Source organism: Archangium lansingense (assembly GCF_026626635.1).
Taxonomy (GTDB): Bacteria; Myxococcota; Myxococcia; order Myxococcales; family Myxococcaceae; genus Archangium; species Archangium lansingense.
In genome coordinates this window covers 3,842,706-3,857,687 of sequence record NZ_JAPNKA010000001.1, presented here as the reverse complement: position 1 = coordinate 3,857,687, position 14,982 = coordinate 3,842,706, and the positions used below count along the sequence as shown (strand labels likewise).

Sequence of the window (14,982 nt, the reverse complement as noted above, 5' to 3'; positions counted from 1 at the left end):
GCAGTTCCAGGGAATCGACCGCGAGGGTCGACCGTGCGGTGGAACCACCAGTTGCGCGACGGCGACGTTGCGGAGAATAGCCCGGCGCACGGGAGGACCCATCACCGCCGTCGCGGCCGGACGTGGGGCCGGCCTGGCTGAAAGGTCTCTTCCAGCATCTCGACGAAGCGGCGCACCTTGACCGGCACATAGGGGGACGGCGCGTAGATGGCGAACACGCCGCGTCCCACAGGGACGAAGCGCTCCAGGACGGCTTCGAGCCGCCCGGCCACGAGGTCCTCTTCGACGAGGTAGCGCGGCAGGTCGGCGATCCCGAGACCGGCGAGCGCGGCCTGCCTGAGGGCGTGGGTGTTGTTGACGTGCAACCGGCCCGAGATACGGATGGGGGTGGTGTGCTCCGCGTCCTCCGTGGCGCGCAGGAGCCACGTCTCCACGGGCTGACCCGCGACGAACACAATGCATTCATGGTTCGCGAGCTCGGCGGGCCTGCGGGGGCGGCCTCCTCGGGCAAGGTAGCCGGGACTGGCGCAGAGCACGCGCTGGTCGTTATCGAGCCTGCGGGCCACGAAGGCGGGCGGCGGCTGCGCCGTGATGCGGACGGCCACGTCGATGCCCTCCTCGATGAGATCGAACCTGCGGTCCGAGAAATCGGCGTGAACCTTCACGGTGGGATGCGCGTGCTGGAAGGCAAGCACCACCGGCATCACCCGCACCTGGCCGAGCACCGTCGGCGCGGTGACGCGCAACGTTCCATGGGGCGCTTCCTGGACACTCTCCGCCTCGCGCTCAACGGACTCGATGGACTCCAGGATGGTGCGAGCACGCTCGCAGTAGCGTGCACCAGCCTCGGTGAGTTGCATGCGGCGAGTGGTGCGCTGGAGCAGCCGTATCCCAAGCCGGGATTCGAGCCTCGACACCTGCACCCTCCTCGTCATCGGGGCGGCCGGAGGCGTCGGGTCGCTCGCCGTGCAGCTGGCAAAGCGGCTGACGAAGATGACCGTCATTGGCACAGCCTCCCGCGACACCACGCGGGACTGGGTGAAGAAGATGGGAGCGGACCACGTGGTGAACCACCGCGAGAACTTGCCCGCGCATCTCGCAGCGCTCGGCCTGAAGAACGTGGACGCCATCTTCTGCTGCGTCGGCACCGACATGCACTTCGAGACGATGGCGGAGCTGATCGCTCCGGGAGGACACATCGTGTCCATCGTGGAGCCCGAGCAGCCGCTGCCGATGGGGAAGCTCTTCAGCAAGAGGGCAAGCTTCTCCTGGGAGTTCATGTTCTCGAAGTCGATGTACAAGACGCGAGACCTGGCCTCCCAGCAGACCATCCTCGACCGCGTGGCCGACTTGTTGGATGAGGGCGTGCTCACCTCCACCCTGACGGTGGACGCGGGCGTGCTGGAACCCGCCGCCCTTGCCGAGGCACACCGGACCGTTGCGTCCGGCAAGATGGTGGGCAAGCTCGCCTTCCGCCTGTAGGCCGATCCGCCCCAGAGAAGATCCTTTGACGGCGGCAATCGCTCCGTTTTAGTGCTGAGGGAAACGGCAAAGGATCCCCTCATGCTCGACTGGAACCTACCTTGGGAAGGCGGATGTCGCTGTGGACAGGTGCGGCTGAGGATCAGCGCACCGCCGCTCCTCACCATGGCCTGCCACTGCACGGGCTGCCAGCGGATGACCGCCAGCGCATTCTCCTTGAGTGCCGCAATCCCAAGCGAAGGGTTCTCGGTCACGAAGGGGGAGCCTGTCATCGGTGGCCTCCACGGCGCGCCCCGTCATTATTTCTGCCCGTACTGCATGAGCTGGATGTTCACACGGCCCGAGGGCATCGACTGGTTCGTCAACGTTCGCGCGACGATGCTCGACGATCCCAGCTGGTTCACACCGTTCATCGAAACGTGGACGAGCGAGAAGCTCCCCTGGGCAACCACGTCAGCGGTTCACAGCTTCGAGAAGCTGCCGTCATTCAACGAATATGGAGAGCTGACGGCGGAGTATGCGAAGCAGGCGAAGAAGCCGGCTCCCCCTCCAGCCGGTAGCCCGAGTTAGAAGGTGTGCAGCCTGGGCATCCCCCCTACCCTCCCGTAGACTTGCGGCCCATGGAGCCCTACCTCTTCAAACCGGGACGCATCCCGTTGCTCGTCAGCATGCCTCACGTGGGGACTCAACTCCCAGAGGGGCTGCACGAGCGGCTCACCGACGAAGCCCAGAGCCTCCCGGACACCGACTGGCACCTGCCGATCCTCTATGACTTCCTCGAGGAGGTGGGCGCCAGCGTGCTGGTGGCCCGCTACTCGCGCTACACCATCGATCTCAACCGCCCGCCGGATGACACGCCGCTCTACACCACCGCGACGACCGGCCTCTTCCCCGAGACGCTCTTCGACGGGCGCCCGCTCTACCGCACCGGCCCTGCTCTCGAGCCCGCCGCGCGCAAGGCCCGCCTCGAGGCGTACTGGCGCCCCTACCACGAGCGCCTCGAGCAGACGCTGGCCGGGTTCCACGCACAGCATGGAATCGCCGTGCTGCTCGATGCACACTCCATCTGCTCGGTCGTCCCGCGGCTGTTCGAAGGTCGGTTGCCTGATCTCAACATCGGCACCGCGGACGGGCGGAGCGTCGCGCCGGAAATCAGCGAGCGGCTGGTGGCCACGTGCGCCATGAGCAACTACTCACACGTCCTCAACGGCCGCTTCAAGGGTGGCTACATCACCCGCCACTACGGGCGGCCCGCCTCCGGCTACCACGCCGTGCAACTCGAGATGGCCCAGTGCAACTACATGGACGAGGAAGCGCCCTTCACCTTCCGCGAGGAACGTGCAGCAGCCCTCCGGCCCACGCTCCGGCGCTTCGTCGAGGTACTGGCCGACTTCGCCCGCTCCGGCGGCCGCTCCTGAGCGAGAGGAACACCCATGAGCCGTGAGACGAGCCTGTTCTGCCCCTCCGTGCTGCTGACGGAGGGCTGGGTGGAGAATGTCCTGCTCCGGTTCGATGACCGGGGCGTCATCACCACAGTGGAGCGCGGGGCACAGCCCGGGGGCACACAGGCCCGAGGGCCGGTGGTGCCGGGGCTGCCCAACCTGCACTCCCATGCCTTCCAGCGCGCCATGGCCGGACTCGCCGAGCGGGCTGGCCGCACCGAGGACGACTTCTGGACGTGGCGGGACACGATGTACCGCTTTCTCGCCCGCTTCACTCCAGAGGGCCTGCAGGCGGTGGCTGCGCTCCTGTACTTGGAGATGTTGAAGGCCGGCTACACCTCTGTCGCCGAGTTCCACTACCTCCACCATGACCGGGATGGGGCACCGTATGCCGACCGTGCGGAGAACTCACACCGCATCGTGGCCGCCGCGCGCGAGACAGGCATCCGGCTGACGCACCTGCCGACGCTCTACGCCCACGGTGGCTTCGGTGGACGCGCTCCCACCGAGGGGCAAAAGCGCTTCCTGCACACGGTGGAGGGGTTGCTTGGCGTCGTGGAGTCCGTGCGGCGGGCAACAGCCGCGGAGCCCTCGGTGCGCGTGGGCCTGGCGCTGCATTCGCTGCGCGCCGTGACGCCCGAGAAGCTGCACGAGGCCCTCGCCGGCATCAACTCACTGGACAAACAGGCGCCGCTCCACATCCACATCGCCGAGCAGGTCAAGGAGGTGGAGGACTGCCTGAGCTGGAGCGGTGAGCGCCCCGTGCAGTGGCTGTTGAACCACGTGCCGGTGGACTCCCGGTGGTGCCTGGTGCACGCCACGCACCTCACGCCCGAGGAGGTGACACGACTGGCCGCCAGCGGCGCCGTGGCCGGCCTGTGCCCGACGACGGAGGCCAACCTGGGGGACGGCCTCTTCCCCGCGGTGGACTACCTGCGCCAGGGGGGCGTGTTCGGCATCGGCTCGGACAGCCATATCAGCGTCAGCGCACCGGAGGAGCTGCGCCTGCTGGAGTACGGCCAACGGTTGGTGGCAAGGCGCCGCAACGTGCTGCGCGTAGGCTCGGAGGATTCGGTAGGAGCGGGCCTCTACCGCGCCGCCGTGGCTGGCGGTGCCCGAGCGCTGGGACTGTCCGCGCCTGGGCTGGAAGTAGGGGCTCCGGCGGACCTCGTCGTCCTCGATGCGGACCACCCCAAGCTCTACGGGCGCACGCGGGATGCGCTCCTCGACTCCTACCTCTTCGCCAGTGGGAGCGATTGCGTCCGCGACGTCATGGTGGCCGGGCGCTTCGTGGTGCGCGAGCGGCACCACCCCTCGGAGGACACCCTTCTGGCGCGTTACCGGCGCGAGCTGGACCGGCTGCTCGCGGTGGCCTGAACCAACCTCCTGCCTCTAGACGCCCCCCTCCCCTGCCCCGCTCCTCCGGGGCGTCTGGTGCGAGCCAGCGTGAGCCGGTTGTCCGTTGGACCCACTCTTGTCAGGAGCCGCCGCTGGCGATTTCCCTCGCCGCCGTCTCCTCCTCCGCTTCTGCGGTGCACCCCCGGACTGCCCTCCGAGCTCTCGCAGCACTCGCGCGCGAACACCGCTCTCCAGACGCAGCTCTTGCATCAGCGTGTGCACCTGCGAAGCACCGGACGGATGGCGCAGGGCCTCACTGAGTCGCTCGACGACATCGAGCCGCAACGCCACGGTACCGAGCACCTCATACCCGAAGGCTCGCGCATCCCGGCCACCAAGCTCCGCGACCTCGAGCACCGGTTCTCGCGGAATGCCCTTGGGTGACGGACTCTGCTGGAACAGCGCCGTCAGCATGCAGCGCCGTTCAAGCGCATGCTGTGCGAGCGCCTCGGCGACATAGAGGAAGCGCTGTCCCTCGCGGATGCCCAGCGTCTTCAAGCGCGCTCGTGACTCATCGTCCAGGAGCCGCCACTGCTCGCGCGCCTCAGCTTGGGAAATCACTCCCAGCCCCTCGGCCAGGCGGTAGGCGAGGCCACGCATCGCCGGCAAGCGGTCCCCTCCGGTGAGGGCCTCTGCTGGAAAGCTCCCCATGGCTTCGGTGACAAGGTCCCGCGCCAACGCCATCAACCGGCGCTCGAGCTGCCGCCGCGCGCCTCCGGTCCAAACCTCCGGCTCCGCCAGCGCAATCTGCGGTGAACGCCGATCCTTCCCGCGAACCAGCCGGGCCAGCGGCTGCCCTTCGAACAAGATGCTTCCTGAGGCGTCCACTTCGAAGGCCTCATGCGTCGCGTCGACCACTCGCTGGACGAACTGCTCCTCTGTCATCGCGCCGTCAGCGCCCGACGTCTCGCCCAACAGGAGCCCCAATTTAGCGAAGGGGCTGTCCGACTTGGGCGGAGGGGATTCGGCAGCTCTCACAAAGCGGCGTGCACTCCTGCGCGCGGCCCGCTGCACGAAGCGCTCCACGAGCCGCTCGTGAAGAGCATCACCCAACGCGTCCTCGATGCGGCGGGTGCGCTCCTGCCATTGCTCGGCCTCGTGCAGCCAGCTCGAGCGATGACTGATGTACGTCCAGATGCGGATGGCGGCCAACCGGTCCATCAGGGTGTGGATGTCACCGGAAACATCATCGAGCGGCGACACCTGCTTGGCCAGCCAGGCCTGTTCCAGCTTCCCGTCCCCCTCAGAGAGCTGAAGGAAGGTCTCACGCAACAGCGCAACGTGCTGACCGAAGAGCCCTTTGCGAAAATCCGGAATCTGGCAGACCTGCCACAGCAACTCGACCGTGGCCCGGTCGGTGGAGACCTCGCGAATGGCAGGAACGCGCGACAGCTCTCTGAGCGCATCGAAGTCGTCCGCGCGCTCCACCCGGACAAAGGCATTGTGGCCTGGAGCTCGTGACAACGAATCGAGCAGGGACTCTGGGCTCGAGAAATCGAGCGTTGCATTGCGCCAGATGAGACTCCGTACCGACGGGAACCGGTGCGACTCGATGGCCGAGACCACCCGCGGAGGCAGCTCGGGCAGCGTGTTCAGGGTTCCGAAGCTCCCGTCATTCAAGTGGCGCCCGGCACGGCCTGCGATCTGGGCCATTTCGTCCGGGAAGAGGTCTCGCTGCTCGGCACCGTCGAACTTGGAGAACGCCGCGAAGGCAACGTGGTTGAGGTCGAGGTTCAGACCCATCCCAATGGCATCGGTGGCCACGAGGTACTGAACCTCCCCTGCCTGATACATCGCCACCTGGGCGTTCCGCGTCCTTGGGGAGAGCGCGCCCAACACCACCGCAACCCCGCCCCGGAGGCGACGCAACGCTTCGGCCAGCTCGTACACGCGGTCCGCGGAGAACGCGACCACAGCCGAGCGCGGAGGAAGGCTCTTCAGGGAGCGACGCCCGGAATAGCGAAGCTGAGACAGGCGGGTGGCGCGCTTCACTGAAGCCTGAGGGATGAGCGCCTGGACCATGGGCCGCATCGTGTCCGCGCCGAGGAACCAGGTCTCCCGGAGCCCACGCGCATGGAGCAATCGATCGGTGAAGACGTGCCCACGTTCACGGTGGGCGGCGAGCTGGATTTCATCTACGGCCAGGAAGTCGACCTGTCGATCGGTCGGCATCGCCTCGACCGTACAAATCCAATAATCGGGGCGTGGCGGCAGGCGCTTCTCTTCCCCCGTCATCAAGGCGACCCGCCCCTCGCCCACGCGAGCGGTCACCCGGTCGTAGACTTCGCGAGCGAGCAGGCGGAGCGGCAAGCCGATCATGCCCGTGTCGTGCGCGAGCATGCGCTCGATGGCGCGGTGGGTCTTCCCCGTATTGGTAGGCCCCAGCTCCGCCACGACGACGGAGGACCGGCTGGAGGGGCTGAAGTTCATTGGCGAAGTCTAACCTCAAGCCTGCTCCTCCGCGCGGGGCTTTAGCCTACCGAGAGAGCGAGCACGGCTCCCTCGAGCGCCGCTCCTCGAGGCTCAGGCGGTCGAGTTTGAACTCCCAGTCTCCGCGGCCTCGCCCGGCGTGGGCAGTGCGACGCCGAGCGCCCAGCAGTAGAAGCTCAACTCGTCGACGTCTTGTTCGACGAGCGCCGTCAGCGTGGTGCCTCCGCCGTGTCCCGAGTCCCGGAGCGGCAGCAGGAAATAGGGTCCGCCCTGCGTGCCTTCCGCCTGGAGCCTGGCGACCATCTTGAGCGGATCGTGCGGCGGCGCGACCCGATCGTTCAACGCCGACACGAAGGTCATCACGGGATAGCGGCGATCGGCTCGGACGTTGTGATAGGGCGAATATCCAGCGAGATATGCACCCTCGATGGGATCTTCGGGCGAGCCGTATTCGACGGTCGCCGTACTCATGAAGCCGAAGCTCGGAAAGCGCAGCATGTCGAGGGTGGGCGCGCGGCAGTAGACAGCGCCGAAGGCCTCGGGTGCTTGCATGGCGGTGACGGCGACGAGCAGACCGCCATTGCTGTTGCCGCGGGAGGCGAGCCTGGAGGGCGTCGTGTAGCCCGCCGAGACGAGCCAACGCGCCGCCGCGATGTAGTCGTCGAAGGCATTCTGCCGCCGCGTCTTGAGTGCCGCCTCGTGCCAGGCACGGCCGTACTCACCGCCACCTCGCACGTTGGCGAAGGCGAGCACGCCACCCAGCTTCAGCCAGGCCGCGTGAAGCGCTGTGAAGCGCGGTTCCACCGAGATGTTGAAGCCACCGTAGCCGCTCAGGCGCACGGCCTGGCACCCGTCGCGGGGCAAGCCTTTCCGGTGGATGATGAACATCGAGACCCGCGTACCGTCGGCCGACTCGTACCAGACCTGGTCTGTCACATACTCGGACGCGTCGAGCCCGACGTCGGGGATGTGGTACGGCAACAGGCGATCCGTCGCGTAGTCATATCGATAGACCGAGGGGGGCTGCACGTACGACATGAAGCTCACCCATACCTCGTCGCCGCTCCAGGCACCGCTGATGCCGCTGATGATGCCCTCTCCTTCGTTGCGATTCACCGAGCCAAGGGCTGGCAGCACGAGGTCGCGAAGGTAGGTGCCATCTTCGGCGTGGATGCGCACGCGATGCGACGCTGCATGCGAGTAGACGGCGTAGAGCCGGCCGCCAACGCCAGCGACCGTCTGCAGCGTGTCCTCGTTTTCGGGGATGAGCGTCCGCCACTCTGTCGGCGCATTCAGCGACGCGACGCAGAGACGGCCGCGCGGCGCGTCCAGGTCAGTCTGGACGAGCAGCGAGTCGCCGATCACCTGCACCTGGTTGAGAGACCGCATGGCGGGAGCCACCGGCACCAGCACGTCATCGGCGAGGCGCAGGAGGTAGACGACGTTGGCGTGCACGTAGTCCCACTTGTAGAGCACGGCAAAACGGCGGCACTCGCTGATCTTGACCGAGCACCAGTACTCTTTCGCGTGGTCATCACCGAAGACCCGGCGAGCCGGCACGCCGGACCCAAGTCGGTGCTCGTAGATGGCGTTCCAGTGCGCCTCATCGCCCGCGGGCACCTCGCCCGGTTCGGGACACGCCGCATAGAAGAACCCTGACGCATCGGGTCGCCAGGCCAGCGACGAGTGGCTCGTACCGCGAGGCCGGTCTGGAAGCAGCCGCCCCGTATCGACGTCGAGCACGTGAATCACCGCGGCGTGGGTGCTGCCAACAGCCTTCCCGAACGCGACCAGCGCACCGTCGGGGGAAGGCACGGCGAAGACCAGTGCCTCGTCGCTCGCCCACGTGTTGGGGTCGAGCACCGCCTCGAGCGGCGCGCCCTTGCCGCGCCGGAGCATGAACTTGAGCTTGTCGTCGCTGGCATCCGCCTGCCAGAGAAACTCGCGCCCCTGCGGCCCGGCGGGAATCGGTGGCGAGAGCCGCGCATAGCGCGCTGAACGAGCCACCACTGCCCGGAGCCCCTCGCGTCCCGGCACCGAGCACAGCACAGCGCGCGTGACGGCTTCCTGCTCCGCGATCCACGCCTGGGTCTCCGCGGCGTCGAGCTGCTCCAGCCAAGAGTACGGGTCGTCAAACCGCCTGCCATGCAGCGTGTAGCCGCGCTCCGGATCGCGTCGCGCTGTGGGAAATTCCAGGGCCTGGTTCAGGTTCTTCATCAGGAGCTCCTCTGCCGCCGCGCGACCCACCTGCTGCGGCTTGCCTCGTCCCGGTACATACACTACGGGTAGCAAGGGCCAGTTGCTGAAGTGCATGACGGCGGGAGAAGCCATCCGCTCCAGCACCCCCGAGGCAGTTGCCAGAGCCACCGGGCACAGTCGCTGAGCTCAGGTGTCCGAAAGAAAATCCGTGCCCCCCCTTCCTGGCCGATATGCCAGGGAACCCGGCCCGTTTAATACCCAGGAACAGTCAAGCCAGGGGCTCTTCACGAGTGAGGTGCCTCCCCTCCCACCCGGGATCGGGCTGGCTCAGATCATGCTCGACACCGGCTCCGCCTCAGAAAGTCTCGCAATGTCTCGTCTTGGTCTCGCAATCGCCATGCTCGTCGCATGCGCACCCGCATGGGCGTCCCCCCTCACGCATACCGAAGCTGAACAGCTCTCGTCTGTTCGCGCACCGTTCGCGGTGACGCGCGAGCACGTCACCGACGACATCTATCACTATCAATTCGACATCCGCGTTGGTTCCACGCCGAACGCACGCGTGCGCATCCACCGCGTCGTCCGCGAACTCGCGCCGTGGCGACCGCGTCCGACCCAGCGCGCAGTCATGCTGCTGCACGGAGACTTCGCCAACTTCGTCACGAACTTCATGCCGTCGCTCGGCAATCCCGCGTCGTCGGCCCCGGGGCTCGCCCCATATCTGGTGTCCCGCGGCATCGACACATGGGGCGTCGATCGGCGCTGGACGCTCCCCACCGCTGACGGTGATATCTCCGACATGGGTGAGATGGGCGTCAACCAGGCGCTCGGAGACACCGCTGTCGCGCTGGCCTTCGCACGGTCGACGCGGACCGTCACCGACCGGGACCCGGGCCGAATCGTTCTCGGCGGATTCTCGCATGGCGCCCAACTCACCTACGCGTACGCCGCCGCCGATGGCCGCCACGTCTCGGCGATCGCCGCGCTCGACATCTACTACGACCTCGCGCCCGAGGATGCCGACCTGCGGGCCTTTGCGTGCGCCAATGCCGAGGCGGAGCGCGACGCGCTCGCCCAGGGAGTGACCGACTCCAGCAACAGCTTCTTCATCACGGCGGGCCTGCTGGCTCGGAGCGCGCCCCTCGAGCCGTCGCCCTTGTTCCCGTCCTACACGAATCGCGGGGTGTTGCTCACGTTGGCGGGGCAGACCTGGCTGCTCGCGCCGTACACGCACACGTACCACTTGAGTGCGCCCCTCCTCGATGCCGACGGCAATGTCTCGGCGATGCGCGAGTCGTCCGAAGACAGGGTGAGCGCGTGGTTCGCCAGTGCGCCGCCACACCAGGCCCTGCGCGAGGCCGCGGATTTCGATGACATCTGGTGCGGCACTTCGCCGAGGCCCGAGCTCTCGAATATCCGCGTCCCGCTTTTCTACCTCGGCGCCGCTAGCGGGTTTGGCGACCACGGCCTGTACTCGACGACGAGGGTCTCGTCGACCGACGTCACCACGCTCGTCATCCGTCGGTTCGGGCCGGACCGGGTCGCCGAGGACTTCGGCCATGGAGATCTCCTGTACGCGGAGGACGCGCCGACACTCGCCTGGAGGCCGTTCGCGGCGTGGTTGCTGCGCCACTAACCGGTCAGGTGTGACGGCTTCACGCTCCAGGAGCTGAACTTCCCACTCGACCGCTCCGAGTATGCAAGTGCGGCACGGGGCTTCCTCCCCATGCTCCTCGACGGGCTGGAGAGGCTGAGGACCAAAGCCTAGGAAGCGGCATACCGGGCGGCCGAGTCCTTGCCGCTGCCGGGCACCGCCCTGATGTCCTGATTGAGGGTGCCATGTCACAGCGGGCCCGGGTAATTCGTCCTGGGGGCGTGGGCAGGCTTTTCTGCCCTGAACGGAGCCGCACATGCACCCGAGGTTGAATCCCTTCCAGGCAGCACCCGAACTGATGAAGGCCATGATCTCCCTGAGCGAGAAGGTCGAGGGCAGTGGACTCGAGAAGAGCCTCCTGGAGCTGGTCAAGATCCGCTCCTCGCAGCTCAATGGGTGCGCCTTCTGCATCCACATGCACACCCGTGACGCCCGCGCGCACGGAGAGAGCGAGGAGCGGATCTATCTGCTGGACGCCTGGCGCGAGTCGCCCCTCTACACGGACCGCGAGCGGGCGGCCCTGGGCTGGACCGAGGCCCTGACGCTCGTCTCCCAGACCCATGCGCCGGACGCGGACTACGAGGCAGTCAAGGCGCACTTCTCCGAAGAGGAGAGGGTCAAGCTGACCCTGGCGATCTCCACCATCAACGCCTGGAATCGAATCGCCATCGGCTTCCGAAGCATCCATCCGGTAGCCTCGCGCAGTGATGCAGCCTGACAACAATCCCGCGAACACCTTCGATCCACTCCGCCCGCGCCTTCTCCGCATCGCCTACCGGATGCTGGGGAGTGTCGCGGAGGCGGAGGACGTGGTGCAGGAAGCCTATCTGCGCTGGCACCAGACAGACCGCGCCGCCGTCCGGGACGCCGAGGCCGTGCTCGTGCGGACGGTGACCCGTCTGTGCCTGGACGTCATGAAGTCCGCCCGCGTCCAGCGCGAACACTACGTGGGCACGTGGCTGCCCGAGCCCATCGTCGAGCCCGTGGAGGGCGATGACTTGACGCTAACCCTGATGATGGCCCTGGAGCGCCTGTCTCCTCTGGAGCGAGCCGCGTTCCTGCTGCACGACGTGTTCGGCATGGACTTCGACGAGGTGGCCAAGGCCATCGGGCGCGACCCCGCGGCCTGCCGACAGCTCGCCAGCCGCGCCCGGAACCACGTGCGCGAGGCCCGGCCGCGCTTTCCCGTGACCGAGGACCAGGGCCGCGAATTGGCCTCGGCGTTCTTCACCGCGTCCCGGAGCGGAGACCTGGGCGCGCTCCAGGCACTGCTCGCCCAAGAGGTGGTCCTGTACTCCGACGGCGGTGGCAAGACGCGTGCGGCCCTCAATCCCATCTACGGACGGGAGAAGAACCTCCGCATGCTCGAGGGACTGGTGCGGCGCACGGGGCCCAACGCCTCCCGCCTCGTGTACGAGGGGCTGATCGACGGGCTGCCCGGGTTCGTGACGATCGAAGCCGACGGCGTGTGGCAGACCACCGCCCTCGCTATTGAGGAGGGCCGGATCGCCACCATCTACATCACGCGCAACCCCGACAAGTTGCACACGATCCTCCAGGCAGTGCGCAAGGACGACCCATCCTGACAGACGTACGTCTGAATGGAGCGCTGGGCCGTCCTCGGGGTGCCCGAATCGTCAGCCGGCAAGCCGCTTTGCGAAGAACGACAGGATCTCGTCGCGCGCCATGAGCGTTGGCTGGCCCGCTTCATCGATCAGGTGGGCGGTGACCACGCTGTGCGGACTGGCCACCACACGCTCGAAGAAGGGCGGCGGTTCCCGGTTGGCCGCGCTCGCGGGAAGCACGCGCGCCACAAAGCGGTCTCCGAGTGCTTCAGCGTACGCGGCGAACCGCTGTGCCGTGCAGAACCGATCGCCCTCGAAGCGGTAGCCGATAACGGTGAGGTCGTCGCGCTGGAGACGATTTCGAACCGTGGCCAGCTCATCGGGCGCGATTTCGAGCCCGCCCGGGTCATCGAGCGGCAGCGACGGCTGGCACAACACCGGAGCGAGCATCGAGGGCTCGAGCATCATCGTGAGCGCGAAGTTGCCGGTGAAGCACATGCCAATTGCGCCCACGCCCGGGCCGCCGCACTCCTCATGCGCCAGCTTCGCGAGCGAGCGCAACCACCGTGTCACCGGGCTCGAGGCGTTGGCAGCAAAGGCGCGGAACTCGGCACTGACGCAAGCGCGCTTCAGCACCGCAGCGCCTTCCTCCGCTTGGGGAACAGCGCCATCGCGGCCGAAAAGCGAAGGCATGTATACGGTGAACCCCGCATCGCGAACCCAGCGGCTGAAGCGAGCGACCTGAGGACTGATGCCGGGCATTTCGGCCATCACGATCACCGCCGGCCCGGTGCCGGCCACATACACCCCCTTCGTGATGTCATCGAGCGTGATCGAGCGGCGAGTGAAGTCGTCGAGTGGATCGTCCTCGTTCACGTTGCGCTTGGGCATGCGGTTGAGCGGCTCTTTCATGCGCACAATGATGGGGTGACCGGGCTCCACCCGCCATTGGCAGGAACGACTATTTCCGGTCTATTCTTGCCAGATGACAGGCAGCGTCACACAGCTCGTGTTCGACGGGGTCGCCGATGGCCCGGTGGGAGTCGCTCTCGACATCCTGGGCGCAGCGACGCGCATCGTGCACGCAGGGCTCGTCGAGCTTCCCAAGAGCCGCTTGCCGACTTGCACGCGCATCGTGTCCATCGACGGTGCGCCAGTTCGAACCGCGGCCAATCGCACCCTGACGGTGGATGGCGCACTCGAGTTGCGTGGCCTGGGCTCGGGCGATGTGCTCGTATTGCCGGGACTCGGGATGCCGACAGCACCCGAGATCGCTGCCGCGCTCGAGCGCCCAGACATCGCCCGCGCCACCGAGCTGGTCGCACGTGCAGCTGCGAGAGGTGTGCGAGTCGCCGCGTCCTGCTCGGCAACGTTCGTGCTCGCTACCGCGGGGGTGCTCGACGGTCGCGAAGCGACGACGACGTGGTGGCTCGGCCCGACGTTTGCGCAGCGCTTCCCGCGCGTCACCTTGCGCACCGATCAGATGGTGGTGACGTCAGGTCGTGTCTTGACTGCCGGTTCCGCGTTCGCCCATGCGGACCTGATGCTCGCGCTCCTGGCCCAAACACTGAGCCCCTCGCTCGCGCATAGGGTCGCCCAATATCTGGTGCTCGATGAGCGCGCATCGCAGGCACGCTACATGGTCATGGAGCACCTCCGGAGCGCAGACCCCGTGATTCGGGCGCTCGAGCGCTTCATCGGGTCCAACCTCGAGCGACAGCTCACGGTACCGCAGATGGCTCGCGCCACGGCCACGTCACCGCGAACGCTCGCTCGCAAACTCGAGAAAGCGTTGGGCACGACCCCCCTGCGCTTCGCACAGCGGTTGCGGATCGCCCAGGCTGTGCATTTGCTCGAGACCACGCGGCGATCGGTCGACGAGATCGCGGCTCAAGTCGGTTATGCCGATGCGGCGGCGTTCCGGCGCATCTTTCGGCGCGAAACCGGCGAAGCACCGCACGCGCGGCGAGCGCGCAGCGCGGACGCCCGCAAGCGCTGAACTGAGTCCCCCAAGAGGACCTGGTGCTGCACGGCCGAGTTGAGACGGACTCGCGGCTCAACCCGCCCAGGGCAGCCCCTCGGTCTTGTCGTGGAGGTTCTGCACCTGAGTCCATCCAAGCAGCCCGGTGGAGGACTTCACGAGGTACCAGTAATCACCATACCTCTTGGCACCCACGGGCATCGCGGCGAGCACTTGGATCTTCGATCCCTGGGCCAGGTTGGCCACCACGGCTTTGTCCTTATGGCTGCGAACGATCGGGAAGGACTGCTTTACGGTGGCCTCGGTGCCGACGAAGTAAAGCTCCTGGGGAACATGGTTGAGCTTCCACGCCTTGCGATCCAGGGAGTACTTCTCGCGAAGGTTCCAGAAGCCCATCCAGCTGTCGGAGAGTACGATTCCGTTGCCACGCACCTCGGTGAGAGTCCGGACGCTGCCCATCTCCTTCAACGTCTTGCCGTCGAAGCCGTAGACGGTGTTGCGGGAATCATCGTCGGTGAGCCCCATGTGGACGGCGACTTCCTTCCACTTGTCGCTGCCATCGACGTCGGTGATGAACACGCCGCGCACCTCGGCGTCGTTCGTCTTTCCCCGGACAGTGGCGCTACCCACCTTGAGGACGAACTGCGCGTCGCCATCGGCCCACTGAACGGAGATGGCCTCCGGCTTACCGTCACCATCCAGGTCGGCCGAGGTGGACATCACCGGCTCATCGGCGTGAACAGCGGGGGCGGCGAGCAGCATCAACGTCACCACGGCCACTACGGAGGCTCTCATGCGGCTATCAATCCTCGGCATTGTGCCAGGATGGAG

At 66.9% G+C, this 14,982-nt stretch carries 13 protein-coding genes; 8 read left to right on the top strand and 5 right to left on the bottom strand.

Annotated elements, in window-relative coordinates; genetic code table 11:
* Window positions 1-101: 101 nt before the first annotated feature.
* Window positions 102-917, bottom strand: coding sequence for a LysR family transcriptional regulator (locus OV287_RS15710; protein WP_267534832.1), 816 nt, complete (start codon window positions 915-917; stop codon window positions 102-104).
* On the opposite strand from OV287_RS15710, the gene OV287_RS15705 reads away from it, so the two are divergent.
* The 4 genes from OV287_RS15705 to OV287_RS15690 all read left to right on the top strand — a co-directional run bounded on the left by OV287_RS15705 (window position 859) and on the right by OV287_RS15690 (window position 4,301).
* Window positions 859-1,482, top strand: coding sequence for a zinc-binding dehydrogenase (locus tag OV287_RS15705; RefSeq protein WP_267534831.1), 624 nt, complete (start codon window positions 859-861; stop codon window positions 1,480-1,482). The genes OV287_RS15710 and OV287_RS15705 overlap by 59 nt on opposite strands.
* 81 nt (window positions 1,483-1,563) lie before the next feature.
* Window positions 1,564-2,052, top strand: coding sequence for a GFA family protein (locus OV287_RS15700; protein WP_267534830.1), 489 nt, complete (start codon window positions 1,564-1,566; stop codon window positions 2,050-2,052).
* Between the two features lie 50 nt (window positions 2,053-2,102).
* Window positions 2,103-2,900 (top strand): N-formylglutamate deformylase, encoded by a 798-nt coding sequence (gene hutG / locus OV287_RS15695; RefSeq protein WP_267534829.1) that lies wholly within the window; start codon window positions 2,103-2,105, stop codon window positions 2,898-2,900.
* 15 nt (window positions 2,901-2,915) lie between these two features.
* The gene (locus OV287_RS15690; RefSeq protein WP_267534828.1) at window positions 2,916-4,301 is read left to right on the top strand and encodes a formimidoylglutamate deiminase; all 1,386 of its coding nucleotides are present in this window, start codon (window positions 2,916-2,918) and stop codon (window positions 4,299-4,301) included.
* Between the two features lie 15 nt (window positions 4,302-4,316).
* Here OV287_RS15690 and OV287_RS15685 read toward each other — a convergent pair whose 3' ends face one another.
* Together OV287_RS15685 and OV287_RS15680 are read right to left on the bottom strand one after the other, a co-directional pair.
* Window positions 4,317-6,752: a helicase-related protein gene (locus OV287_RS15685; protein WP_267534827.1), complete on the bottom strand. Its 2,436-nt coding sequence runs from the start codon at window positions 6,750-6,752 to the stop codon at window positions 4,317-4,319.
* A gap of 93 nt (window positions 6,753-6,845) precedes the next feature.
* Window positions 6,846-8,969, bottom strand: a complete 2,124-nt coding sequence (locus OV287_RS15680) for a prolyl oligopeptidase family serine peptidase (protein WP_267534826.1) — start codon at window positions 8,967-8,969, stop codon at window positions 6,846-6,848.
* Between the two features lie 352 nt (window positions 8,970-9,321).
* On the opposite strand from OV287_RS15680, the gene OV287_RS15675 reads away from it, so the two are divergent.
* From OV287_RS15675 to OV287_RS15665, 3 genes are all read left to right on the top strand, one after another.
* On the top strand, window positions 9,322-10,587 hold the full coding sequence (locus OV287_RS15675) for an alpha/beta hydrolase family protein (protein WP_267534825.1): 1,266 nt from the start codon (window positions 9,322-9,324) through the stop codon (window positions 10,585-10,587).
* A gap of 274 nt (window positions 10,588-10,861) precedes the next feature.
* Entirely contained in the window at window positions 10,862-11,323 is a 462-nt protein-coding gene (locus OV287_RS15670; protein ID WP_267534824.1) for a carboxymuconolactone decarboxylase family protein, read from the top strand.
* The gene (locus OV287_RS15665) at window positions 11,313-12,191 is read left to right on the top strand and encodes a sigma-70 family RNA polymerase sigma factor (protein WP_267534823.1); all 879 of its coding nucleotides are present in this window, start codon (window positions 11,313-11,315) and stop codon (window positions 12,189-12,191) included. Before OV287_RS15670 ends, OV287_RS15665 begins: the two co-directional genes overlap by 11 nt.
* Before the next feature lie 51 nt (window positions 12,192-12,242).
* Here OV287_RS15665 and OV287_RS15660 read toward each other — a convergent pair whose 3' ends face one another.
* Window positions 12,243-13,061 carry a dienelactone hydrolase family protein gene (locus OV287_RS15660; protein WP_267534822.1) on the bottom strand — a complete coding sequence of 273 codons (819 nt, stop codon included), beginning with the start codon at window positions 13,059-13,061 and terminating at the stop codon, window positions 12,243-12,245.
* Window positions 13,062-13,155: 94 nt separating this feature from the next.
* Between OV287_RS15660 and OV287_RS15655 the strand changes: the two genes are divergently transcribed.
* On the top strand, window positions 13,156-14,169 hold the full coding sequence (locus tag OV287_RS15655; protein WP_267534821.1) for a GlxA family transcriptional regulator: 1,014 nt from the start codon (window positions 13,156-13,158) through the stop codon (window positions 14,167-14,169).
* 57 nt (window positions 14,170-14,226) lie between these two features.
* Here the strand turns inward: OV287_RS15655 and OV287_RS15650 are convergent, their stop codons facing one another.
* Complete coding sequence (locus OV287_RS15650; RefSeq protein WP_267534820.1) at window positions 14,227-14,946, bottom strand: hypothetical protein; 720 nt, start codon at window positions 14,944-14,946, stop codon at window positions 14,227-14,229.
* Window positions 14,947-14,982: the final 36 nt, after the last annotated feature.